At 70.9% G+C, this 22551-nt stretch carries 19 protein-coding genes; 7 read left to right on the top strand and 12 right to left on the bottom strand.

Going from position 1 to position 22551, the window contains the following annotated elements:
* Positions 1–108: 108 nt before the first annotated feature.
* The 3 genes from ACFWDI_RS34880 to aceA all read right to left on the bottom strand — a co-directional run bounded on the left by ACFWDI_RS34880 (position 109) and on the right by aceA (position 3985).
* On the bottom strand, positions 109–978 hold the full coding sequence (locus ACFWDI_RS34880) for a 3-hydroxybutyryl-CoA dehydrogenase (RefSeq protein ID WP_385310294.1): 870 nt from the start codon (positions 976–978) through the stop codon (positions 109–111).
* Positions 975–2567 (bottom strand): malate synthase A, encoded by a 1593-nt coding sequence (aceB, locus tag ACFWDI_RS34875; RefSeq protein WP_385310292.1) that lies wholly within the window; start codon positions 2565–2567, stop codon positions 975–977. The genes ACFWDI_RS34880 and aceB overlap by 4 nt, the downstream gene beginning before the upstream one ends.
* A gap of 128 nt (positions 2568–2695) precedes the next feature.
* On the bottom strand, positions 2696–3985 hold the full coding sequence (gene aceA, locus ACFWDI_RS34870) for an isocitrate lyase (RefSeq protein WP_385310289.1): 1290 nt from the start codon (positions 3983–3985) through the stop codon (positions 2696–2698).
* 362 nt (positions 3986–4347) lie between these two features.
* Here aceA and ACFWDI_RS34865 point away from each other — a divergent pair, with 362 nt between their 5' ends.
* Complete coding sequence (locus ACFWDI_RS34865) at positions 4348–5757, top strand: short-chain fatty acyl-CoA regulator family protein (protein ID WP_385310287.1); 1410 nt, start codon at positions 4348–4350, stop codon at positions 5755–5757.
* Between the two features lie 19 nt (positions 5758–5776).
* Here the strand turns inward: ACFWDI_RS34865 and ACFWDI_RS34860 are convergent, their stop codons facing one another.
* Both ACFWDI_RS34860 and ACFWDI_RS34855 read right to left on the bottom strand, forming a co-directional pair.
* Complete coding sequence (locus ACFWDI_RS34860) at positions 5777–6703, bottom strand: cobalamin-binding protein (protein ID WP_385310285.1); 927 nt, start codon at positions 6701–6703, stop codon at positions 5777–5779.
* Positions 6704–6859: 156 nt separating this feature from the next.
* Positions 6860–7792, bottom strand: a complete 933-nt coding sequence (locus ACFWDI_RS34855) for a hypothetical protein (RefSeq protein ID WP_385310283.1) — start codon at positions 7790–7792, stop codon at positions 6860–6862.
* Between the two features lie 98 nt (positions 7793–7890).
* Between ACFWDI_RS34855 and ACFWDI_RS34850 the strand changes: the two genes are divergently transcribed.
* Both ACFWDI_RS34850 and ACFWDI_RS34845 read left to right on the top strand, forming a co-directional pair.
* On the top strand, positions 7891–8397 hold the full coding sequence (locus tag ACFWDI_RS34850; protein ID WP_385310281.1) for a hypothetical protein: 507 nt from the start codon (positions 7891–7893) through the stop codon (positions 8395–8397).
* A gap of 263 nt (positions 8398–8660) precedes the next feature.
* Positions 8661–10043, top strand: a complete 1383-nt coding sequence (locus ACFWDI_RS34845) for an MFS transporter (RefSeq protein ID WP_385310280.1) — start codon at positions 8661–8663, stop codon at positions 10041–10043.
* Positions 10044–10109: 66 nt separating this feature from the next.
* On the opposite strand, the gene ACFWDI_RS34840 is transcribed toward ACFWDI_RS34845, so the two are convergent.
* From ACFWDI_RS34840 to lnt, 4 genes are all read right to left on the bottom strand, one after another.
* Positions 10110–12008, bottom strand: a complete 1899-nt coding sequence (locus tag ACFWDI_RS34840; protein WP_385310279.1) for a helix-turn-helix domain-containing protein — start codon at positions 12006–12008, stop codon at positions 10110–10112.
* A gap of 269 nt (positions 12009–12277) precedes the next feature.
* A complete protein-coding gene (locus tag ACFWDI_RS34835) occupies positions 12278–13093 on the bottom strand; it encodes a 3-hydroxybutyrate dehydrogenase (protein WP_385310277.1) in 816 nt (271 codons plus the stop codon).
* 55 nt (positions 13094–13148) lie between these two features.
* Entirely contained in the window at positions 13149–13631 is a 483-nt protein-coding gene (locus tag ACFWDI_RS34830) for an NUDIX domain-containing protein (protein ID WP_385310275.1), read from the bottom strand.
* 10 nt (positions 13632–13641) lie between these two features.
* Positions 13642–15291, bottom strand: coding sequence for an apolipoprotein N-acyltransferase (gene lnt, locus ACFWDI_RS34825; RefSeq protein ID WP_385310273.1), 1650 nt, complete (start codon positions 15289–15291; stop codon positions 13642–13644).
* 302 nt (positions 15292–15593) lie between these two features.
* Here lnt and ACFWDI_RS34820 point away from each other — a divergent pair, with 302 nt between their 5' ends.
* On the top strand, positions 15594–16679 hold the full coding sequence (locus tag ACFWDI_RS34820; RefSeq protein WP_385310271.1) for an O-antigen ligase family protein: 1086 nt from the start codon (positions 15594–15596) through the stop codon (positions 16677–16679).
* A 46-nt stretch (positions 16680–16725) separates the two neighbouring features.
* On the opposite strand, the gene ACFWDI_RS34815 is transcribed toward ACFWDI_RS34820, so the two are convergent.
* Entirely contained in the window at positions 16726–17286 is a 561-nt protein-coding gene (locus tag ACFWDI_RS34815; RefSeq protein WP_385310270.1) for a hypothetical protein, read from the bottom strand.
* A 164-nt stretch (positions 17287–17450) separates the two neighbouring features.
* Positions 17451–18236 (bottom strand): glutamate racemase, encoded by a 786-nt coding sequence (locus ACFWDI_RS34810; protein ID WP_385310268.1) that lies wholly within the window; start codon positions 18234–18236, stop codon positions 17451–17453.
* A 58-nt stretch (positions 18237–18294) separates the two neighbouring features.
* Between ACFWDI_RS34810 and ACFWDI_RS34805 the strand changes: the two genes are divergently transcribed.
* A complete protein-coding gene (locus tag ACFWDI_RS34805) occupies positions 18295–19467 on the top strand; it encodes a glycosyltransferase (protein WP_385310266.1) in 1173 nt (390 codons plus the stop codon).
* An 83-nt stretch (positions 19468–19550) separates the two neighbouring features.
* On the opposite strand, the gene ACFWDI_RS34800 is transcribed toward ACFWDI_RS34805, so the two are convergent.
* The gene (locus ACFWDI_RS34800; protein WP_385310264.1) at positions 19551–20846 is read right to left on the bottom strand and encodes a TerD family protein; all 1296 of its coding nucleotides are present in this window, start codon (positions 20844–20846) and stop codon (positions 19551–19553) included.
* Between the two features lie 242 nt (positions 20847–21088).
* On the opposite strand from ACFWDI_RS34800, the gene ACFWDI_RS34795 reads away from it, so the two are divergent.
* Both ACFWDI_RS34795 and ACFWDI_RS34790 read left to right on the top strand, forming a co-directional pair.
* Positions 21089–21565 (top strand): DUF6643 family protein, encoded by a 477-nt coding sequence (locus ACFWDI_RS34795; protein ID WP_385310262.1) that lies wholly within the window; start codon positions 21089–21091, stop codon positions 21563–21565.
* Positions 21566–21602: 37 nt separating this feature from the next.
* Positions 21603–22427 carry an MOSC domain-containing protein gene (locus tag ACFWDI_RS34790; protein ID WP_385310260.1) on the top strand — a complete coding sequence of 275 codons (825 nt, stop codon included), beginning with the start codon at positions 21603–21605 and terminating at the stop codon, positions 22425–22427.
* Positions 22428–22551 lie beyond the last annotated feature (124 nt).

Here is a 22551-nt window from a genome sequence, read left to right as displayed (position 1 = left end):
CAGGCACGAGCAACACAGCAGGGCGCGGGGCAGCTCAGTCAAACCGCTCCGCGCCCCGCTCCGCAGCAGCCGCGGGGCCCCTCAGCCCCGGCGGCGAACCCGGGCCCCTCAGCCCCGGTCGTAGGTGTGGAACCCCCGGCCCGACTTGCGGCCGAGCAGCCCCGCCTCGACCATCCGCTGGAGCAGCGGTGGCGGGGCGTAGAGAGGTTCCTTGAACTCGTCGTACAGCGACTCCGCGATGGCCGCGACAGTGTCCAGGCCGATCAGGTCCGCCAGCTTGAGCGGCCCCATGGGATGGGCGCAGCCGAGCTCCATCCCCGCGTCGACGTCGGCGGCGGTGGCGAAGCCGGACTCGGCCATGCGGACCGCCGAGAGGAGATACGGGATGAGCAGGGCGTTGACGACGAAGCCGGCCCGGTCCTGGGAGCGGACCACCGTCTTGCCCAGCGTGCCGGTCGCGAACTCCTCGACTGCCGTCACCGCCTCGGGTGCGGTGTGCAGAGATGCCACGACCTCCACGAGCGGCAGGACAGGCACCGGGTTGAAGAAGTGCAGTCCCAGGACGCGGTCGGCGCGGTGTGTGGCCATGCCCAGGCGCATGACCGGGATGGACGAGGTGTTGGTGGCCAGAATCGCCTCCGGATCCTCGACGACCTTGTCCAGGGCCGCGAAGACCTCGGTCTTCGCGTCGGCGTTCTCGACGACGGCCTCGACGACGAGCTGCCGGTCGGCCAGATCGTCGAGGCTGCCGGTGAACACAAGGCGTGCCAGAGCGTCTTCGGCGGAGAGCCGGTCCAGCTTGCCGCGCTGGACGGCGCGTTCGAGGGACAGCGCCACACGTTCCCGGGCCCCGCGGGCCGCTGTGGCATCCGCCTCGCAGACCACCGTGTCAAGCCCGGCGCGAGCGCAGACCTCGGCTATGCCGGCCCCCATCTGGCCGCCGCCGACCACGCCGACCCTGGTGAGGGATCCGTTCATGACTGCACTTCCGATCGTCGAACGAGGTGGCGGGCGTATGCGTCGGCGGTGAAGAAGGCCGGCAAGTCCCTGGCCAGGGCGGTGCGTTCGAAGATCGCGCGGACTTCGTCCACTCGGGCCCAGGGGTACTCCGCCCCGAGAGCGGCGATCTCGTCGTCCAGCAGCGCGACCACCGTGTCGCGCTCGACGAGGCCGTGGCGTATCCACTGCCAGATCTGGCAGCGGGCGATCTCTGCCGTGGCCGCGTCCTCCATCAGCCCGTACAGCGCGACGGCGCCGCTGCCGCGCAGCCAGGCGTCGAAGTAACGCAGGGCGACGGCGATGTTCGAGCGGACGCCTTCGGAGGTGGGCGGTCCGGCGGTGCGCCGGACAGCAACGAGGTCGTCGGCGGTCACCTCGACGTCGTCGCGGGTGCGCTCGATCTGGTGGGGCCGGTCGCCCAGGACGCTGTCGAAGACGTCACGGCAGACGGGCACGAGTCCGGGGTGGGCGACCCAGGAGCCGTCGAAGCCGTCCTCCGCCTCGCGTTCCTTGTCGAGCCGGACCTTGGCGAGCGCCGCCTCGTTGGTCTGGGCGTCGCGGCTGGGGACGTGGGCTGCCATGCCGCCGATGGCGTGGGCGCCGCGCTTGTGGCAGGTGCGTACGAGCAGTTCGGTGTAGGCGCGCATGAATGGCGCGGTCATGGTGACCTTGGCCCGGTCCGGGAGGACGAAGTCGGGGCGGTGGCCAAGGTTCTTGATCAGGCTGAAGAGGTAGTCCCAGCGGCCCGCGTTGAGCCCGGCGCTGTGTTCGCGCAGCTCGTGGAGGATCTCTTCCATCTCGAACGCGGCGGTGATGGTCTCGATGAGGACGGTGGCGCGGACGGTGCCGCGGGGGATGTCGAGCAGTTCCTGTGCGAGGACGAAGACGTCGTTCCACAGGCGGGCTTCGTAGTGGTTCTCCAGCTTGGGCAGATAGAAGTACGGGCCGTGGCCGGCCTCGATCTGCCGCTGTGCGCAGTGGAAGAAATACAGCCCGAAGTCGACGAGCGACGCGGCGACGGGGCGGCCGTCGACGACGAGGTGCTTCTCCGTGAGGTGCCAGCCCCGTGGGCGGACCATGATCGTCGCCAGGTCGTCGCCGAGCCGGTACTCCTTGCCCTCCGGTGTGGTGAAGTCGATGCGGCGCTCGATGGCGTCGAGCAGGTTCAGCTGACCGCCGATGATGTTGTCCCAGGTGGGCGAGGTGGCGTCCTCGAAGTCCGCCATCCACACCTTCGCGCCGGAGTTGAGGGCGTTGACGGTCATTCGCCGCTCGGGCGGGCCGGTGATCTCCACCCGGCGATCGGTCAGGCCCGGCGCGGGCGGGGCGACCCGCCAGTCGGGGGCGGTGCGGATGGCCGGGGTGGCGCGCGAGAAGTCGAGCGGGGTACCGGAGGCGATCCGCTCGGTGCGGCGTCGGCGCTCGGCGAGCAGTTCGAAACGCCGGCCGGCAAAGGCAGCGTCGAGGCGGCCGATGAACTCCAGCGCGGCGGGAGTGAGGATCTCGTCGTGACGGTCACCCGGTGCACCGAGGACCTGGACTGTGCTGGTCAGAGCAGTGGTTGACATGCAGGTCTCCTCAGCGGAGCGGTGAGGGCGTGCGGGACGGAAGGGCCGTACGGTGCTCACCTGGACACGGGCTGACTGGACGGGGCCGAGCCGGGAGTTGAGGTCCGGCTCGGCCCTCCCTGTGATGCTTAGTGGAACTGCTCTTCCTCGGTGGAGCCGCTCAGCGCCGTCGTCGAGGAGGCGGGGTTGACGGCGGTGGAGACCAGGTCGAAGTAGCCGGTGCCGACCTCGCGCTGGTGCTTGACCGCGGTGAAGCCCTGCTGCTGCGCGGCGAACTCGCGCTCCTGCAGGTCGACATAGGCGGTCATGCCGTGCTCGGCGTAGCCGCGGGCCAGGTCGAACATTCCGTGGTTGAGCGAGTGGAAGCCGGCCAGGGTGATGAACTGGAAGCGGTAGCCCATCGCGCCCAGCTCCCGCTGGAACTTGGCGATCTGGTCGTCGTCCAGGGCGGCCCTCCAGTTGAAGGACGGCGAGCAGTTGTACGCCAGCATCTGGTCGGGGTGCTCGGCGTGGATGGCCTCGGCGAACTCGCGGGCCTGCGCCAGGTCCGGGGTGCCGGTCTCGACCCAGATGAGGTCCGCGTACGGGGCGTAGGCGAGACCACGAGCGATGACCGGCGCCATGCCGTTCTGCACCCGGTAGAAGCCCTCGGCGGTGCGCTCCCCCGTCACGAACTGCGCGTCGCGCTCGTCCACATCGCTGGTCAGCAGATTGGCGGCGAGCGCGTCCGTACGAGCCACAATCAGCGTCGGCACATCGGCGATGTCCGCGGCCAGCCGGGCGGCGTTGAGCGTGCGGATGTGCTGGGCGGTGGGCACGAGGACCTTGCCGCCGAGGTGGCCGCACTTCTTCTCGGATGCCAGCTGGTCCTCATAGTGGATTCCGGCCGCACCGGCGGCGATCATCGCCTTGGTCAGCTCGAAGGCATTGAGCGGGCCGCCGAAGCCGGCCTCGGCGTCGGCGACGATCGGCGCAAGCCAGTCCGTGGTGTCCGCGCCGCCCTCGGCGGTCGCGATCTGGTCGGCGCGCAGCAGCGCGTTGTTGATCCGGCGCACCACCTGGGGCACCGAGTTGACGGGGTACAGGCTCTGGTCGGGGTAGGTGTGACCGGCCTGGTTGGCGTCGGCGGCGACCTGCCAGCCCGACAGATAGATGGCCTGCAGGCCGGCCTTCACCTGCTGCACAGCCTGGCCGCCGGTCAGGGCGCCGAGCGCGTGGATGTAGTCCTGCTCGTGCAGCTGCCGCCAGAGCCGCTCGGCGCCGCGCCGGGCCAGGGTGTGCTCCTCACGGACGCTGCCGCCGAGCCGGACGACCTCCTCGGCGGTGTAGGTGCGCTCGATGCCCTTCCACCGCGGGTCTGTCGCCCATCGCTGTGCCAGCTGCTCGGCCGTCGCCGTCGTCGTCCCTGCCTGCGCCATGACCGTCTCCCGGGGTCGCGTGAAATCAGATCGTTCTTGTGAAGCATGTAAGGCATGTCACTGAGTGACCTTCCCTTGGTGCGGCCCGCCGCCCCTCCCGGTGGGTGAAGCGGTGAGCAATGCGTCCGGGCGAGCGAGCCGGGAGCCGAGATGTACGACGTCAGGGCGTGAAATCGTGCTCGGAGTGCCGGCTTGGTCGCCGGGTCCGGCGGGCCGCACTCAGACTCCGGCAGTGGCACTCAGTGCCATCAAGCGTGGCCGTCTGCTAACTTCTGCGAATCTTTACTGGCTGTCTTGCCAAGGTTGTAAAGATCCGCGAGCTGCCTTATGCGCTTACGCTGTGGGCGGCGGAAGGGGCCGGGATGAGCAAGACGTACGCGGGAACGCGGCTGCGGCGGCTGCGCGAGGAGCGGCGCATGAGCCAGGCGGAGCTGGCCCGCGTCCTGGCAATCTCGCCCAGCTACCTCAACCAGATGGAGCACGACTCCCGGCCCCTCACCGTGCCGGTGCTGCTGAGGCTGACCGAGGCGTTCGGCGTCGACCCGGGGTTCTTCTCGGAGCGTGACACCAGCAGACTCGTGGCCGACCTGCGAGAAGTGCTCGCGAACGAGGTCACCGCTGCCCGGGTGTCGCCGTCCGATCTCGCCGAACTGGCATCCCGGATGCCGGCCGTGGCCTCGGTCCTGCTCGATCTCGGCCGGCGCAGCCACGCCCTGGCCGAGCGGGTGGCCGAGGCGGCCGACGGTCGCGGCAATGAGGACCCGGCCCTGCCGCGCTCCCCGCACGAGGAGATTCGTGAGTTCTTCTACCGGCGGCAGAACTACCTCCATGACACCGACCTCGCAGCCGAAGAACTGGCCCGTGGTGTCGGCGTCCGCCCCGGTGAGGTGGTGCAAGCGCTCTCCGCGCGTCTCGTCGAGCGGCATGGAGTGCGTTTGGCCACGGATTCCGACCGGCTGCACCACTTCGACCCCGCCGCCCGGGTGCTGCATCTGTCCAACCGACTGCGCCCCGGCCAGCAGGCGTTCCGCATGGCAACCCAGCTCGCCCTGCTGGAGTTCGGAGACCAGCTGTCCGCGCTCGCATCGGAGGACTACGCGGAGGGCTCCGCCACCTGGTCGCTCGCCCGGATCGGTGTCGCGAACTACTTCGCCGCCGCACTGATCCTGCCGTACAGCGCCTTCCACAGTGCCGCTGAGGAGGTCCGTTACGACATCGAACGCCTCACCGACCGCTTCGGCCTCGGCTACGAGACGGTCTGCCATCGCCTCAGTACCCTTCAGCGGCCACGCCTGCGCGGTGTGCCGTTCTCCTTCGTCCGGGTCGACCGGGCAGGCAACATGTCCAAGCGCCAGTCCGCCACCGGCTTCCACTTCTCCCGGGCCGGCGGCACCTGCCCGCTGTGGAATGTGTACGAGGCGTTCGCCGCACCCGGCCGGATCCACGTCCAGATCGCTGCCATGCCGGACGGACAGCGCTACCTGTGGACTGCCCGCGCCGTCACCCGCCACCGCGGTGGATGGGGCGAGCCCGGCAAGACGTTCGCCATCGGCCTCGGCTGCGAGGTCCGCCATGCCTCCCGGCTCGTCTACTCCGACGGACTCGACCTCGACAACACCTCCGCGGCCACCCCCATCGGCATGGGCTGCCGGATCTGCGAACGCCTCGACTGCCCGCAACGCGCCGTGCCACCTCTTGGCCGACCGCTCACCATCGACGAGAACAGCAGCACCTTCGTGCCCTATCCCGTCGCAGACGGGCCGCACTGCTAAGCCTGGTAGTCCCGCCCGGTCATTCCCCGGAAGCACACAGTCGTCGGGCTTCCAACGGTGTCACGGGCTCTCCCGCCCGGACGGAGTGCAGGACATGGGCCAGGACTTCCGCACCGCGGACCACCCTGGGCCCCGGCCGGTTGAAGTACGCCGGGCCATCGAGGACCCACACCTCGCCGTTGCGTACGGCGGGTAGCTCGTCCCAGCCCGGCAACGCGGTGAGCAGATCGCGTTCCCCCAGGGTGCGCTCGGGCGCGAAGCCGCAGGGCAGGACGAGGACGACGTCCGGTCGTGCGGCGCGTACAGCGTCCCACTGCATCGGCTTGGTGTGCTCGCCCGGCGACGCCAACAGCGCCTCCCCTCCGGCGCAGGCAATCTGCTCGGGAACCCAGTGCCCGGCAGGCCAAAGCGGATCGAGCCATTCGATGGCCACCACACGGGGCCGCGGCAGCCGGGCGGTCAGCCGTCCCACCGCCGCCAGCCGCTCGCGCAGCTCCGATCGCCGCCGCTCGGCACGCTCGCGTACGCCCAGCAACTCCCCCACCCGGACCAGACAGTCGAGCACATCGTCCAGGGTCCGGGGCTCCAGACTCAGCACCCTGGGCCCGCCGTCCAGCACCCGCACCGCCCGGGACACCCCGCTGTACGACACCGCGCACACGTCGCACAGGTCCTGAGTGAGGACCACCTCGGGGGCAAGAGCGGCAAGTGCTTCGGTGTCAAGGGTGTAGAGCGAGGATCCCGAATGCGCCGCTCCGCCCACCGCGTCGGAGATTTCGCGGCTGCTGAGCGCATCAGCGGAGAACTCCGCGGCAGTGACAACCGGTACGGACTCCACCGCCGCGGGCGGCCAGTCGCACTCGTGCGTCCGGCCCACCAGGTCATCAATCAGGCCCAGTTCGGCCACGATGTCGGTGACGGCGGGAAGCAGCGAGACAATGCGCATTCTCCGACCCTAGGGCTTCTCCTTCGGATCAGCGCGCCGACCACAGGAAGAACGGCGAGTACTGGTACTCGTACACCGTGCACGACGACCGCGACCTGCTGTGCACCGTCGAAGTTCCCGGTTGGTGACGCCCGGCGCCCCGCCGGTGACGCCGGCTCACTCCCTGTCCACCTCCGCCAGCGAAGCCCGCAACTCCTCCTGCAGCTCCGGGTGTTCCGCCGCTCGCTCCACGGCCAGTGCCGCACGGAACTCCCGTCGGGCCCGTGCCCGCGCTCCTGCCGCCGCGTACGACTGACCCAGGCGGCGCCGGATCTCCATCTCGAGTCGCGTGCGGTGCGGCTCCGAACGCCGCGAGATGCCTGCGTGCAGCGCCAATGCCTGGCGATGGCGGCGTTCCGCCTCCGCGAGGTCCTCCGCGACCGACCCCAGCCGTGTCAACGTCAACGCCAGCAGCAGCGGGTCGCCGGCCTCCCGCAGTAATACCTCACCGCGCAGCAGCACCGACCGCGCCTCTGCCCGTTCGCCGATTGCCGCATGCCCGTCCGCAAGGGAGACCAGGCGCTGGCTGACCGGTATTGGGCGGCCGTTGCGCTCTGCCGCGGCGAGCGCCTCACGCGCGTCGGCGAACGATGTGTGCACCTCACCCTGCATGAACCGGCTCATCGACCGCAGCGCCAACACCAGCGACACTCCCCACTGGTCGTCGGCCCGTTCCAGGAGCGGCAGCACCTCGTTCATGGTGGCCGCCACCGTGTCGTACCGCCCCTGCGAGTAGTCCTGGATGGCCAGACCGGTCAGAGGCAGCGCCGCCAATGTCTCGTCGCCGCTCTCGCGGGCGGACTTCAGCGCCTGCCGGAACCAGTCGCCACCCTGCGCGTTCCGGCCCTGCTGGTAGTCCAGCAGCCCGTGCGACCCCGCAACCAGGGCCCGCAGCGCAGGGTCCCCGATGCGCTCTGCGGCTTGCAGCGCCGTCGTCAGCGCCGTGCGGCCCTCGTCGTAGCGATCGTGGTGGAGGAAGTAGTCCCGCAGCGCCACACCCAGCTGCGTCGCCAGGACGTCCTCGCCGTGCGCCGCCGCATACCCTGACACGTCCGCCAGGTCCGCCCCCGCCTCGTCCAGCCACCGCGCCGCGTCCCGCGCGGAGAACCGCTGCGGATCCCCGTCCGGGCGTCGGCCAGCTTCCGGGCGTGGACCCGCACGAGGTCGTGCAGGCGATACCGCCCCGGGCCCGGCTGCAGCACCAGGCCGGCGGCTCGGTTGTCGGCCGGGTTGAAGGCAGCGCGGGCGCCTGGAGCGCATGGGCGCGGCGGCACGACGGCCGTCAAGTCCTGGTCGCCACCGACCTGCCCAGCCGGAACGCGGCGGTGTGCGCGGTCGCCGATCACGCCGAGTGGGAGGACCTGGCACGGGTCCGGCCCGCCGGGACGACACGGAGGTATCACATGACGAGCATGAAGCGGCGCCACCTGTGGAGCCTGGCCCGAGAGGCCCGCAGGGCGCGGGAAGCGGGGAAGACGACGCACACGGTGCAGCTCTTCCTCAACCGGCCGGTGTACGGAAAACGGGCCGTCAAGCGGGTGGACCGCGGAGTCGATGAAGTGATCCGGGCCATTGAGGGCACAGGCTGGGAGTGCTGTGGGGTCGAGCCGTGGCTCGGCACCGGTGTGCTGCTCAGCTTCGTACGGGCCGACTGATGGCGTCGCGCCGGGCCGGCCCCGGCTGTCCGGAGGAGTGGCTGCGCCGCGCGGCCGACGCCGTGGACCAGGCGGAGGGAGCGCCGCAGCCTCCGGCCCAGCGGGACACAGCCGCCGTGGTGGCCCCCGCACTCCCATCATGGTGTTCGCGCGCACACTGACCCTCCGAACTGTGGTGTCCCACCACATGTGCCCCTGACCTGCGTCTTCCTACGGTGTGGCGACACGGAAACGTCCCCGCCAACTGTCCGGAAGTGGTGTCCATGGCCGCCCCCGCAACCGCTCCACCAGCTCCCAGTTCACTCAAGCGCATCGTCGCCGCGAGCCTCATCGGCACCACCATCGAGTGGTACGACTTCTTCCTTTACGGATCGGCCGCCGCGCTGGTCTTCAACAAGCTGTTCTTTCCTGGCTCCGACCCGCTCGTCGGAACCCTGCTGTCGTTCCTGACGTACGCCGTCGGGTTCGCCGCCCGCCCGCTCGGTGCGCTCGTCTTCGGGCACTACGGCGACCGGCTCGGCCGCAAGAAGCTGCTGGTGCTGAGTCTGCTGCTGATGGGCGGGGCGACCTTCGCCATCGGGCTGCTGCCGACGCACGCAACTGTCGGTACCGCCGCGCCCGTACTGCTCACCGTGCTGCGGCTGGTGCAGGGATTCGCACTCGGTGGTGAGTGGGGCGGGGCCGTGCTGCTGGTGTCGGAGCACGGTGACGCCGAGCGACGCGGGTTCTGGGCCTCGTGGCCGCAGACGGGCGCGCCTGCCGGGCAGTTGCTCGCCACTGGGGTGCTCTCCGCGCTCACCGCACTGCTGTCGGACGCCGCGTTCACCTCGTGGGGCTGGCGCATACCGTTCCTGCTCTCCGGTGTTCTGGTGGTCGTCGGTTTGTGGATTCGTCTCTCTGTCGATGAATCACCGGTCTTCAAGGCGGCGTTGGCGCAGGCCGAGGAGCGCAAGGCGGCAGCGGGCCAGGTCGAGAAGATGCCGCTCGTCTCTGTGCTGCGGCATCACTGGCGCGACGTGCTGGTGGCCATGGGGGCGCGGATGGCGGAGAACATCAGTTACTACGTGATCACCGCGTTCATCCTGGTGTACGCGACGACCGCTGTGGAGCTGAGCAAGCAGACCGCACTCAATGCCGTACTCATCGCCTCTGCCGTGCACTTCGTGGTGATCCCGGCGTGGGGCGCTCTGTCGGACCGCATCGGGCGCAGGCCCGTGTATCTCATCGGTGCGATCGGGGTCGGTGCCTGGATGTTCCCCTTCTTCGCGCTCATCGACCGGGGCAGCTTCGGCAGTCTGCTGCTCGCCGTCACGGTGGGACTCGTCCTGCACGGAGCGATGTACGCGCCGCAAGCGGCCTTCTTCGCCGAGATGTTCGCGACGCGCATGCGCTACTCCGGGGCCTCCATCGGAGCGCAGTTCTCCTCCGTCGCGGCCGGTGCGCCCGCGCCGTTGATCGCGACCGCGCTGCTCGCCGACTACGACTCGTCGACGCCCATCGCCCTGTACGTCATCGCCGCGGCACTGCTCACCGTGGTGGCCATCGGCTGCGCGAGGGAGACCCGGCACCGCGATCTGGCCGCTGTCGAGGCTGAGCCGGTGGAGAGCACCCCGGCGACCCGGCCGGCGGATGCGCAGACTGCCTGACGGGCGAAGGCTGCACGGATCGAACACACCGCGCGGGCCCCGAAGGGGGTCCGCGCGGTGGCGCGTTCAGTGGGCGACGGCCGCGGACATCGCATGCAGCCGCAGCGCGAGCTGGATCTCCAACGACCTGGCCGGAGACTGCCAGTCGGGGCCGAGCAGCCGGCCTATGCGTTCCAGGCGCTGAGCCACCGTGTTCACATGAACGTGCAGATCGTCCTTGGTACGGGCCGGGCTCATACCGCTCGCGAAGTACGCGTCGAGCGTACGAACCAGGTCGGTGCCGCGCCGCCGGTCGTAGTCGACGACCTCGCCCATCGTGCGCCGTACGAAACCGTCGATGTCGCCGGGGTCGGCCAGCAGCAGGCCGAGGAATCCCAGGTCCTGCGCGGCCGCGCCCTGGCCTGAGCGGCCGAGCAGCCGCAGGGCGTCGAGGCAGCGCCGCGCCTGTGCGTACGCCCCGGCTATAGGGCTCGGATCGCCGGCGGGCGCCGGAACGGGCGCGGACGCGCCGACGGTGACCGACTCCCGTACCGTTCCGCTCAGTTGTCTGGAGGTCTGGCGGGCGAGGTCGGCCGCGCTGTCGTCGGGGCCGAGCGGAAGCAGCAGTACGGTGCCGCCGTCACGGGCTGCGGCCAGGCCCGAGCGGGTCGCGGCCAGGTGAGAGGCGGCGGACCACAGTCGCTGCCGGTCCGCGCTCCGGCGGTCTGCGGTCTCCCGGTCGGAAGTGCCCGAGGTGCCCGAGTCGGGTCCGTCGATCCGGGCGGCCAGCACCACATGCGGTGCGTCGAGGTCGGCCTGCAGCCGCGCCGCCCGTTCCCGCAGCAGTCGGGGGTCCCGGTCCGGTGCGTCGAGGAGATCGTCGAGCAGTTCGCCCCGTACTCGCTGTTCGGCGTCGTGGGCGGAGCGCCGGGCGAGCAGCAGCAGGGAGGTGACCATGGCCGCACGCTCCATGGTGCGCTGGTCGACGGGGTCGAGCTCGGGATGGTTGCGGAGCACCAGGGCACCCAGCAGCTCGCCGCCCGCCGATACCGCGGCCACCCAGTCCTGCCCGTGCCGCACTGCCCGGCCGTCGGCACCGGTGGCTTCGAGGTCGGTGTCCGTGAACTCGACCGTTCCGTCCAGGACTTCGGAGAGCGCGGCGGCCACATCATGGACGCCTCCGCCTCGCAGCACCACCTCGGTCAGCCGGTCGTGGACCTCCGAGGCACGCTCGATGACGCCGCTGTGGTCGCGGATGATCTCGTTGGCCCGCTCCAGCTCGGCGAGCGCCGAGCGGGTCTCCGCCAGCAGGTTCGCGGTGTCGATGGCGACGGCGGCATGAGCGGCGAAGGAGCCGAGCAGCGCGACCTGTTCCCGTTCGAAGACCCTGGCGCGGCGGTCGGCGGCGAAGAGCACGCCGATGACCTGGCTGCCGAGCATCAGCGGCACTCCAAGGATGGCGACCAGGCCCTCGTCGCTCACGGCCGTGTCGATCGTCCTTGTGTGCTCGAACCGCGCGTCGTCGAAATAGCTGTCGGTGACATACGGACGGGCCGTCTGGGCGACGAGACCGCCGAGCCCCTCTCCCATGCCCAGCCGCAGCTGCTGGAAGCGCGCCGACACCGACCCCTCGGTGACCCGCATATAGGTGTCGCCCGCTGCCGGGTCGTTGAGGCTCAGATAGGCGACTTCCGTGCCCAGCAGCGAGCGGGCGCGCTGCACGATTGCTCTCAGCACGGCGTCGAGATCACGCAGACCTGCCAGGTCGTGCGCGGTCTCGAAGAGCGCGGAGAGCTCGGCCTCGCGGCGGCGCCGCCCCTCCAGCTCGGCACGCACCCGCAGCGCGAGCTGTTTGGCGTGCTCGAGGGAGGCGAGCGCCTCGGCCCCGGCGCCGCTCGCGCGGGCGAGCAGCGCCGGCCGGTCGTATGCCTCCGCGTCGGCACCGCGTGCGAGGAGCTCCAGGTAGGAGGCTTGATCGTGGGACATGAACACAGGATTCCTGCCGTACGGGCGTTCGCACCAGCCCTGTGGACAACGAAGCCGTTGTGGACAAGCGGAGGACCCCAGGGCGTGTTGCCCAAGGGCGTGTTTGAGAAGTAACGCCGTCCGCCCGCAGGGCGGGCCCTGCGGCGTCTGGTGCGTGCAATCGCAAGGCGGAGGATCGCCCTCGTACTGGACGTACTTGGGCGACTCCGACAACATCGCGAGTGTGCGTGCCAGGGGTCGCGGGGCAGGCGGGACTTCTCAAACCCGCCCTAGTGGGCGGTCCAGCCGCCGTCGAGGGTGAGCGAGGTGCCGGTGATGAAGGATGCCTGCGGTGTGCACAGATACAGCACCGCTTCGGCGACCTCCTCCGGCTCGATCAGCCTCTTGATCGCGGAGTCCTTGAGCAGTACATCGGTGAGGACCCGGTCCTCGGCCACCGAGTGGGCCGCCGCCTGGTCCGCTATCTGCTTCTCGACCAGTGGCGTACGCACATAGCCGGGATTGACGCAGACGGAGGTCACCCCGTGCGGAGCGCCCTCGAGGGCCGCGGTCTTCGAGAGTCCCTCGAGACCGTGTTTGGCGGCCACATACGCGGACTTGAAGGCAGAGGCACGCAGCCCATGCACGGACGAGATATTGACGATACGGCCCCAGCCCTGCGCGTACATATGCGGCAACGCACCCCGTATCAGCCGGAAGGGTGCTTCCAGCATCACCGTGAGCACGGTGTGGAAGACGTCCGGCGGGAATTCCTCGATGGGCCGGACCAATTGCAGCCCGGCGTTGTTGACGAGGATGTCCGCCCCGGCGGCCGCCGCCTCCGCCGCGTCGAGATCGGTGAGGTCCAGCAGCTCCGGTTCGACGACCCCGGCCAGCCCCGACGAGTGTGCGGCGAGTGCGTCGAGACCCTCGGCGTCGCGGTCGACGGCCCTGACCTTCGCGCCGGCGGCCGCGAGCCGCAGCGCACACGCACGGCCGAGGCCGCCCGCCGCGCCGGTGACGAGTGCGGTTCGGCCGCCGAGGTCGAGGGTGACGGGACAAGCGTCGGGATGAGGTGCGGGACCTGGTGTGGTGGGCGCGGTCATGCTTCGCACCCTAGGCAGTGATCATGCCCCGACCGATGTGGTCAGCGCCCACACTTCACTGCTCGATGATGGGTTGGAACCATGCCGGTCCCTCGGTGAGAGCCTGCTTGATCCGGAAGAGCGAGAACTCCTTGAGCTCCGGCAGCGCGTCCACGGAGAACCACCCCACCTCGAGCGACTCATCGTCATTGACGCGTGCCCGGCCGCCCACCGCGCGACAGCGGAAGCTGATGTCCATGAACTGGCACTGGTCGCCGTTGGGGTAGGTGACCGGCTTCCGCAGGGCCTGGACCAACACGACCCGCTCCGCGACACAGCGCACCGCGGTCTCCTCGTACACCTCGCGCACGGCCGTCACCGCAGGCTGCTCCCCCGGCTCCGGAATCCCGCCGATGAGCGACCATTTTCCGGTGTCGGCACGCCTCCCCAGCAGCACCCGCCCCTGGTCGTCGAAGACGACCGCGCTGACGCCCGGCAGGAGGAGGAGCTGGTGGCCTGCGGTGGCCCGGAGCTCACGGATGAAGTCGGGGGTTGCCATGGCCTCGACCCTAACCGGCGTCGACCGTGCCCCGCTCGACGGTGCCCTGCACGGCCGTGCCCTGTACGGCCTTCCGCCGCCGCCCGGCCTGCACCGCCCGTGCCACGACCCAGCCCACACCGCCCGCCGCGACCAGCACCAGGATGCCTTCCGGCCAGGTCCCGAGCCGAGTCGCCGGCGTGAGCGAGGAGCGCAGCGGCACATCGGCGACCAGCGCACCCGCCGTGAACATCTTTGTCTTCTGGACGATCTTCCCGTCCGGCATGATCACGGCGCTGACACCGCTGGTCACGGGGACGACGACGGAGCGCCCGTGCTCGACGGCCCGCACCCGCGACATCGCCAGTTGCTGATACGTCATCTCGCTGCGGCCGAAGGTGGCGTTGTTGCTCGGCACGGAGATGAGCTGGGCTCCGCTGGTGACGGTGTCACGCACCGCGTCGTCGAACGCCGCCTCGAAGCAGGTGACCATGCCGACCTTGGTGCCCGCCAGGTCGAAGACACCCACCTTGTGCCCAGGTCCGAAGTCGCGCCGCACCCGGTCGACGTCGGAGCTGAAGAGGCGTACGAAGGACCGCATCGGGATGTACTCACCGAACGGCTGGACATGCCGCTTGTCGTACGTGTCGACAGGGCCGCGCGTGGGGTCCCATTCGATCAGGGTGTTGCGCAGATTGCCCGTGTCGGGAGTGACGACCGCGCCGACGACGGTCGGCACGCCGATCGCCTTCACCGCTTCGTCGATGACCAGCTTGGCGTCGGCGTTGCGGTACGGATCGAGGTCCGAGGAGTTCTCCGGCCACAGGACGAAGTCCGGCTTGGCCACCTTGCCCGCCTTCACATCGGCGGCGAGCTCCTCGGTGCGGCGGGCGTGGTTGTCGAGGACCGCGCGGCGCTGGGAGTTGAAGTCCAGCCCCAGCTGCGGCACATTGCCCTGGACCGCGGCAACGTTCGCGGTGCCGTCCTCGGCGGAGTCGTCGACGAGCGGCAGGGCGGCGAGGGCCGCCGTGACCGGGACGAGAACGGTGAGCAGCGCTGCGGCCGCGGCGCCGCGCGGCAGCTCGCCGGTACGCCGGTGGGCACGGACCCGGCGGACGGTCTCGTACAGCCCGAAGCCGCACAGTACGACCGCGAAACTCAGCACAGGTGTCCCGCCCAGCGCCGCGAGCGGCAGGAAGACGCCGTCCGCCTGTCCGAAGGCGATCTTGCCCCAGGGGAAGCCGCCGAACGGCACACGCGCGCGTGCAGCCTCGCTCACGATCCATACGGCCGCACCCCACACCGGCCACACCGGGAGCCGGGAGACCGCGGCGATCCCCATGCAGGCGAGGGCGACGAACACCGCCTCCACCGCGGCCAGCGCCACCCACGGCACGGGGCCGACCTCCTCGCCCGTCCAGATGAGCAACGGCAGCAGAAAGCCGAGGCCGGTGAGGTAGCCCAGGCCGAACGCGGGCCGCAGCCGGCGTCCGTACAGGGTCCAGCCGAGCAGCGCGAGGCCGGGCAGCGCCAGCCACCACAGGGGACGTGGCGGGAAGCTCGCGAAGAGCAGCACTCCGGACAGCGCGGCGGCACCCGGCCGCAGAAGGCGCCGCAGCAGCGGTCGGCCGGCGGCGGGGGCGGGCTGTCGGGTGTCGACGGTGGTGATGGTGGCGCTCACCCGGCGGAGTCTACGGCGCTGGGCTGTGCCCCGGCAGTCCGGTCCTCGTCGGCCGACGCACCGACACCGGTGTGCCGGCTCTCGCGCCGACCGGCGGACCGACTGCCGCAGCGGCTCGCCATGGGCCCCGGCACCGATTGCCGCACGGGCTCCCCACGGGCCCCCGGCACCGACTGCCGCAACGTTCCTGCGCAACCCATCCACAAACCCCTGCCTCTGCCGTTACCGTGTGCGCCAGCCCTGCCACCCGACGCGATTCGGCTGCTGCGGCAGGGCCCGTCACAGGTCGGGGGGTCGACGGGATGGCTGCACCGGACGGCCGGTCCGCCACGCGGGAGCGCGGCAGCGCGACCGATATCGCCGGCGTCGTCGTCCTCAGCGGCTGCGCCGTGTGGTCGCTGATCAGCGCGGCCGGACGCGAGGCACGGCCCGAGGGCGTGCTGCTCGCCGTGTTCGCCGTCGCCGCCGGATATGCCTGCGGCCGTATCTGCGGCACGCTCCTGCCGGTCGCGGCCGCCTCGGCCGCCGCACTCGCCGCACTCGGCCTGGCGATCGCCTCACGCCAGGGTGTGCCCGGTGCGATCGCCGGGACGCCCATCCAGCCGGGGCACACGGGTGCGGCTGCGGCGCTGCTGGTCCTCGGTGCGGGTGCAGCCTGCTGCGCCGCCGCTGCGGCCCGTCCGGCCGCGTTGCGCCTCGCGCTGCGAATGCTCGCTCTCGCCGTCGCCTGCACCGCACTGGCGCTCGGTTCCGTCGCCGGGTGCGCGGCGGCCCTCGGCATACTGCTCTGCTCGCTCGCGGCGGTCCGGATGCGTCATCGGACGGTGGCGCTCGTCGGCCTCGCCGTCGCCACCGGTCTGGTGGTGGCCACCTCGTGGGGTGTGGCCGAGGACACCCTGCCGGACGGGCTGACGGTCTCGCTGCAGGGCCAGCTCACCCAGAACCGGGTGGCTCTGTGGCGGGATGCGATCACTCTCGCCAAGGACGATCCGGTACGGGGTGTGGGTCCCGACCGCTTCGGCAAGCTCAGCACCACCGCACAGCAGTCGCTGGGCTCCGACGGCAAGCCGCACTCGGCCTCGCTGCAGCAGGCGGCCGAGCAGGGTGTGGTGGGCGTGGCGCTGCTGGGTGCGGCGTTCGGCTGGATGCTGTACGGCTTGTGGCGCTCGCCGCGCTCCACCCCGGTCGTGCTGAGCGCGGGAGCCGCGCTCAGCGCGCTGGCGGTCCTGGCGAGCGTCGGCAACGCGCTGAGCTTCACGCCGGTGACGGCGGGTGCCGGGCTGCTCGCGGGGCTGGCGACGGCGCACACGGCGGGCGAGGGCTCGGCGGAGCGCGGTACGCACACCGCCCGGTGGGCGGACGCGGCGGCGGACAGCCGGACGCTCTAGCCGTCCCGCGGAGGGAACACGGAGGGAGCGCGGAGGGAGCGGTGGCTCAGACCTCGACGGTCTTGTCGGTCCCCGCGAGCAGGAGCCGGTCGCGGATGGCTCGCACGGCGGCCTCCGCGTCGTCCACGGTCACCGTGAAGGTCCTGCCGTCGCCCAGCATGACGACGACGCCCTCGCCGCGGCGTACGACAACGGCGGTGCCCTGCTCCGGACGCCAGCGGTAGCCCCAGCCGCCCCACTGCCTCGGGGTCACCTTCGGAGCGAACTCCGCGCCCACCACATGGTCGAGCGGGATGCGCCGGCGTGGCAGACCGATATGACCGCACCGCACCTCGACCGCGTCGCGGTCGACCTTGACCGCCACATGGACAAAGGCGAGGGTCCCGAAGAGGATCAGCAGACCCGCTGCCACACAGCCGATCACGGACATCAGCAGTGGGGCGATGCCCGAGGTCCAGGAGGAGTCGACGGCGAGTTCGATGCCGAGCGCCATGCAGGCGGCGCCTGCCGCTGCGAGCAGCCACTGAGCACGGTTGGTCGCACGGCCGGTCCAGACCGTGGGAAGGGGCTCTGCGGCGTGCCCCTCGTCGCGGAAGTGGTCCCTCATGGCTAGCAGCGTACTCAGGTTCCGTCTGCCGGGCATGGTCTCGGCCACAAGGATCAACCGCACGGATCGGGCCTGCGGCCGGGCCTCTGCACCGGGCGTGCGCAGGGCCCGGGTTCGTCGGAACGGCCGGGCCCGGGGATCGTCGGAGGACCACCCGGAGACCGTCAGAGCGCCGGGCTGACGGCCTGGAGCAGGCGGCCCTCGGCATAGCTGAGGGCCTGGTCGGGCAGGGCGGAATCCCGGCCGCTGAGCAGCACCGTGAGCCGGGAGCTCGGCTCGGCGTCGGGGGCGGGCAGCTCGCCGATACGGCGCAACGCCTGGGCGGCGACCGCCCCGGCCGAGCCGTGCAGCACCACCGGTGGCAGACCGGGCGGCTGTACTGCGGCGCGGATACGTTCGGCGACCAGCTCGTAATGGGTGCAGCCCAGGACGACGGCCCTTACATCGCGTGGTGTGAGGGCGGCCGCGGCGGCCACGGCATGGTCGATGGCAGCCTCGTCAGCCTGCTGGACGGCGTCCGCGAGACCGGGGCAGGGCACCTCGGTGACGGCGACCGAGTCGGCGAAGTCCCGGATGAGGCCGCGCTGGTAGGGGCTGCCGGTGGTGGCAGGGGTGGCCCAGATCGCGACGGGGCCGCCGCCGGCCGAGGCCGGTTTGATCGCGGGGACCGTGCCGATGACGGGTATACCGGGCTCCAGCTCCGCGCGCAGCGTGGGCAGGGCGTGCACCGATGCGGTGTTGCAGGCGACGATCAGCGCCTCGGGGCGGTGTGCGGCGGCCGCGCGGGCGACGGCGAGCGCGTGGGCGGCGACATCCTCCGGCGTACGCGGGCCCCACGGCATGCCGTCGGGGTCGGAGGAGAGAACGAGATCCGCGTCGGGCCGCAGCCGACGTACCGCGGCGGCGGCCGCCAGCAGGCCGATTCCGGAGTCCATGAGCGCGATCTTCACCCGGTCACCATAGTCGACTGCCCTTGCGGTACTGACGTGGTGGGGCAGACTGCGGCAAATGAGCGCCCTTGCCTGGATCGCCTTCGGATCGCTGGCCGCATGGGGATGGCTGCTGCTGGGCCAGGGCTTCTTCTGGCGTACGGACCAGCGGCTGCCCCGGCGCGCGGCCCCGTCACTCTGGCCGGATGTGGTCATTGTCGTGCCCGCCAGGGACGAGGCCGAGGTGCTGCCGGTCAGCCTGCCCTCGCTGCTTGCGCAGGACTATCCCGGCCGGGCGGAGATCCTGCTCGTCGACGACGGCAGTACGGACGGCACGCCGGAACTGGCGCGTGCACTGGCCGAGCGGCACGGCGGGCTGCCGCTGCGGGTCGTCTCCCCCGGCGAGCCGGAGCCCGGCTGGACCGGGAAGCTGTGGGCTCTGCGGCACGGCATCGCGGTCGCCCGGGCGCGCGAGCCCGAATATCTGCTGCTGACCGACGCCGACATCGCACACGAGCCGGACAGCCTGCGTGAGTTGGTGGCCGCGGCCGGTACCAACGAGCTGGACCTTGTCTCGCAGATGGCGCGGCTGCGGGTCGTCGGCGGCTGGGAGCGGCTGATCGTGCCGGCGTTCGTCTACTTCTTCGCGCAGCTCTATCCCTTCCGGTGGGTCAACCGGCAGGCGGCACGCACGGCGGCCGCGGCGGGCGGCTGTGTGCTGCTGCGCGCGGAGGCCGCCGAGCGGGCGGGCGTACCGGAGTCGATCCGGCAGGCGGTGATCGACGATGTGTCGCTGGCGCGGGCGGTGCAGCGGACCGGCGGCAGGATCTGGCTGGGGCTGGCGGAGCGGGTGGACAGTGTGCGTCCGTATCCGCGGCTGGCGGACCTGTGGCGGATGGTGTCGCGCAGCGCGTACGCACAGCTGCTGCACAGTCCGCTGCTGCTTGCCGGAACGGTGGTGGGGCTCGCGCTGGTGTATCTCGCGCCGCCCGCCGCGCTGTGCGCCGGTGTGTTGACCCATGACGCGGCCGCCGGCTGGGCCGGAGGTCTGGCATGGGCGGTGATGACCGGGACGTATCTGCCGATGCTGCGCTACTACCGGCAGCCGCTGCTCCTCGCTCCCCTGTTGCCGTTCACCGCTCTGCTCTATCTGCTGATGACGGTTGATTCGGCGGTGCAGCACTACCGCGGTCGCGGCGCGGCCTGGAAGGGGCGTACGTACGCCCGTCCGGAGGCCGCGCCGGACCGCTGACATCATCACCGGGGACCCTCACCAGCGACCTCCATTGGGACGTCCACCGGGGGGGTACCGGCCAGGGATGTCGCCCGGAGACGTCACTTCCTGCCGGGTGTCCAGTTCATGCCCCAGCCGTAGGCGTAGTCGATGGTGCGCTGCGGGCTCACGCCGCGCTCGGGCACGAGGAAACGGGCCTCGCGCTGGACGACGAGATCGGAGCCGGTATTGGTGATCAGCGCCAGCGCGCAGACGGTCGACGGCACAGTGCACTCACCGAGCGAGAAGTCGATGGCGGCGCCGTTCTGCGGCTGGAGAGTGACGGTCGCATCCAGGTCGGCGAAACTGCGCGCACCTTCGTAGATGGTGACAAAGATGACGACCCGGCGAAGCCGGTCCTTGTGGTCCAGGTTGATGGTGAGGTTCTCGCCGGACGTGCCACCGGTGCGGTCGTCGCCGTCGAGGTGGATGTACGGGGGCTGCTGGAGCGCCCCGAAGGCGTTGCCGAGTGCCTGGACGACCCCCTTGCGGCCGTCGGTGAGTTCGTAGAGCGCGCACAGGTCCAGGTCGAGGTCCCCGTGCATGGCGACGGCGCGACCCAGCTTGGCGCCCCAGCCCTGGAACTGTTTGCGCACCTGCCAGCTGAGGTTGACCCGCATGGCACCGGAGGTGCCGCCCTGCTTGCTGAGGGAGACGGACGGGGTGTCCTTTGTCAGCGTCACCTTGGTGAGACGCACGGGAGCGGACGGCGCGGCAGCGGGACGGGGCGGCAGCGAGGGCGCAGCGGGCGTCACGGGCGCGGCGGGTGCCGGAGCGGCAACGGGGGCCGGTGGGGCGGCCGGTACCGGGGCCGGCTGCTGCGGTTCGTCGACCGTGATGCCGAAGTCCGTCGCGAGGCCCGCGAGTCCGGTGCTGTAGCCCTGCCCCACCGCCCGGAACTTCCAGGCGCCCTGCCGCCGGTAGAGCTCGCCGAGCACGAAGGCCGTCTCGACCGTCGCATCCTGGCTCTCGTACCGGGCGATCTCCGCGCCGGACGCCGCGTCGAGCACCCTGACGTACAGCCCCGGCACCTGCCCGAAGCTGCCTCCGTCGGCCGACGCGGCCAGCACGATCCGCTCGATCGCGGGCTCCACGCGCGCGAGGTCGACCGACACCTCGTCCGTCACGGCGCCCGCCGCGGTCCGCTTCCCTTCATGGCGTACCGCGCCGGAGGCGTGCGCCGGCTGGTTGTAGAAGACGAAGTCCGCGTCGGAGCGGACCTTCCCCGATGCCAGGAGGAGCGCCGAGGCATCGACATCCGGCACCCCGGGGTCTGTACGCCATCCCAATTCGACGCGGACCTGCCGCGCCGACACCGGAGTATTGGCTCCTTTAAGCATGGACATGCTCGCCCCCATCGCGAGTCGGGGTGCCCGAAGAGTTCACCGTGCGGCCAACCTAATCCTCCGGGAGCCTCCGGCGCCCCTGCCGACCCGTCGGTAACCCGCTCTCAGCTCGCCCTTTACAGGATCTGAACGTTTCCCGGCGACCGTTTTTCCCAGATTCGCTCGCATTGGGGAACCCTGGTCACTCGCATCTACCGAAACAACCCTCTTATCGGGCTCCCCAACCAGCACATCGTGGGCTTAACTTATGTGCCATGACCTCCCCCCGCGCCACCTACGGCGGCGGTTACTACTCCGCTCCGTCGTTCCCCGACACCCCCATCTACGACTCCCTGGTCGCGGAGCGGGGCACGCCTCAGATCGCCCCGATCCGAGTGCCTTCCGCGTATGACACCGGCAGCTACACCGCCAACAGCTATCTGCCGGCGCTCCCCGCGGCGCTGCCTGCACTGCCGGCAGCTCCCTCGCAGTCCGGCCCTTCCTACGGCACTCCCTCCTACGGCTATCCGCAGCAGATGCAGCAGCCCGTACCGCTGCAGCACGCGCCCGCGCCGTACATCCCTCAGCAGACCGCCGTGCCGCGCGGCTACCCGGGCCCTCAGCCCCAGCCGCAGCAGCGTCCGGTGGCCACCGGCTACGAAGCGATGCGCCCCGCGGCTGCACGTCCCGCGCCGGCACCCGCTGCGTACGAGGACCCGTACAACCGTCCGTACCAGGGCCGGGGCTACTGACCGGCCGGAGGTCAGTGGTGGCTGGCACTATGGCTTCATGCCGAACCCAGTTCTCCGTTCCATCCATGTCCACCCGGTCAAATCGGTGGCGGGGTATGCACCCGGCGAGGCGGCTGTGGAGCCGTGGGGCCTTGCCGGGGACCGTCGGTGGACGCTGATCGACTCCTCGGCCAAGGTGGTCACGCAACGCCAGCAGCCGCGGCTGGCGTTGGCCCGCGCCGAGACACTGCCGGACGGCGGGATCCGGCTGACCGCGCCCGGGCGTGAACCGCTGAGTGTCGCCGTCCCGGAGCCGATGGGCACCACGACGGTGGAGATCTTCCAGGACAAGGTCGAGATGGTGCCCGTCGACGGGCAGGTGGACGCCTGGTTCAGCGACTACCTCGGCGCCGAAGTGCGGCTCGTCCATCTCGACGACCCGGCCCACCGGCGCCCCATCGACCCTGAGTACGCACGCCCCGGAGAGACGGTCAATCTCGGCGACGGCTATCCGTTGCTCGTCACCACCCTCGCCTCGCTCGACGCGCTCAACTCCCTCATCGCACAGGGTGATCATGCCGACGAGGGTCCGCTGCCCATGAACCGGTTCCGGCCGAACGTCGTCGTGGACGGCGCGGCGCCCTGGGCCGAGGACGACTGGAAGCGGATCGCGATCGGCGAAGCCACCTTCCGGGTGGCCAGGCCCTGCGGCCGGTGTGTCATCACCACCACCGACCAGCACACCGCCGAGCGAGGCAAGGAGCCGCTGCGTACTCTCGCCCGCCACCGCCGCTTCGGCGACCGCCTGGTGTTCGGACAGTGCCTCGTGCCGGAGCGGACCGGCTACATCCGGGTCGGCGACGCCGTGACCGTCGTCGACTAGCCCGGACCGGACTGGATCCGCCGGTTCGGCCCTCCCCGCGGGAACCCGGCGTGCCCGCGGGCGCGTTGGACAGACGACGGGGGTGAAGGGCGAGGGGCGGGAGCGATGGCAGGGGTGAGGTTCC

It is taken from the genome of Streptomyces sp. NPDC060064 (assembly GCF_042736455.1).
In the GTDB taxonomy this organism is placed as follows: Bacteria; Actinomycetota; Actinomycetes; order Streptomycetales; family Streptomycetaceae; genus Streptomyces.
Note: the sequence above shows the minus strand (reverse complement) of the source record. Positions and strands in the feature narration are given on the sequence as shown.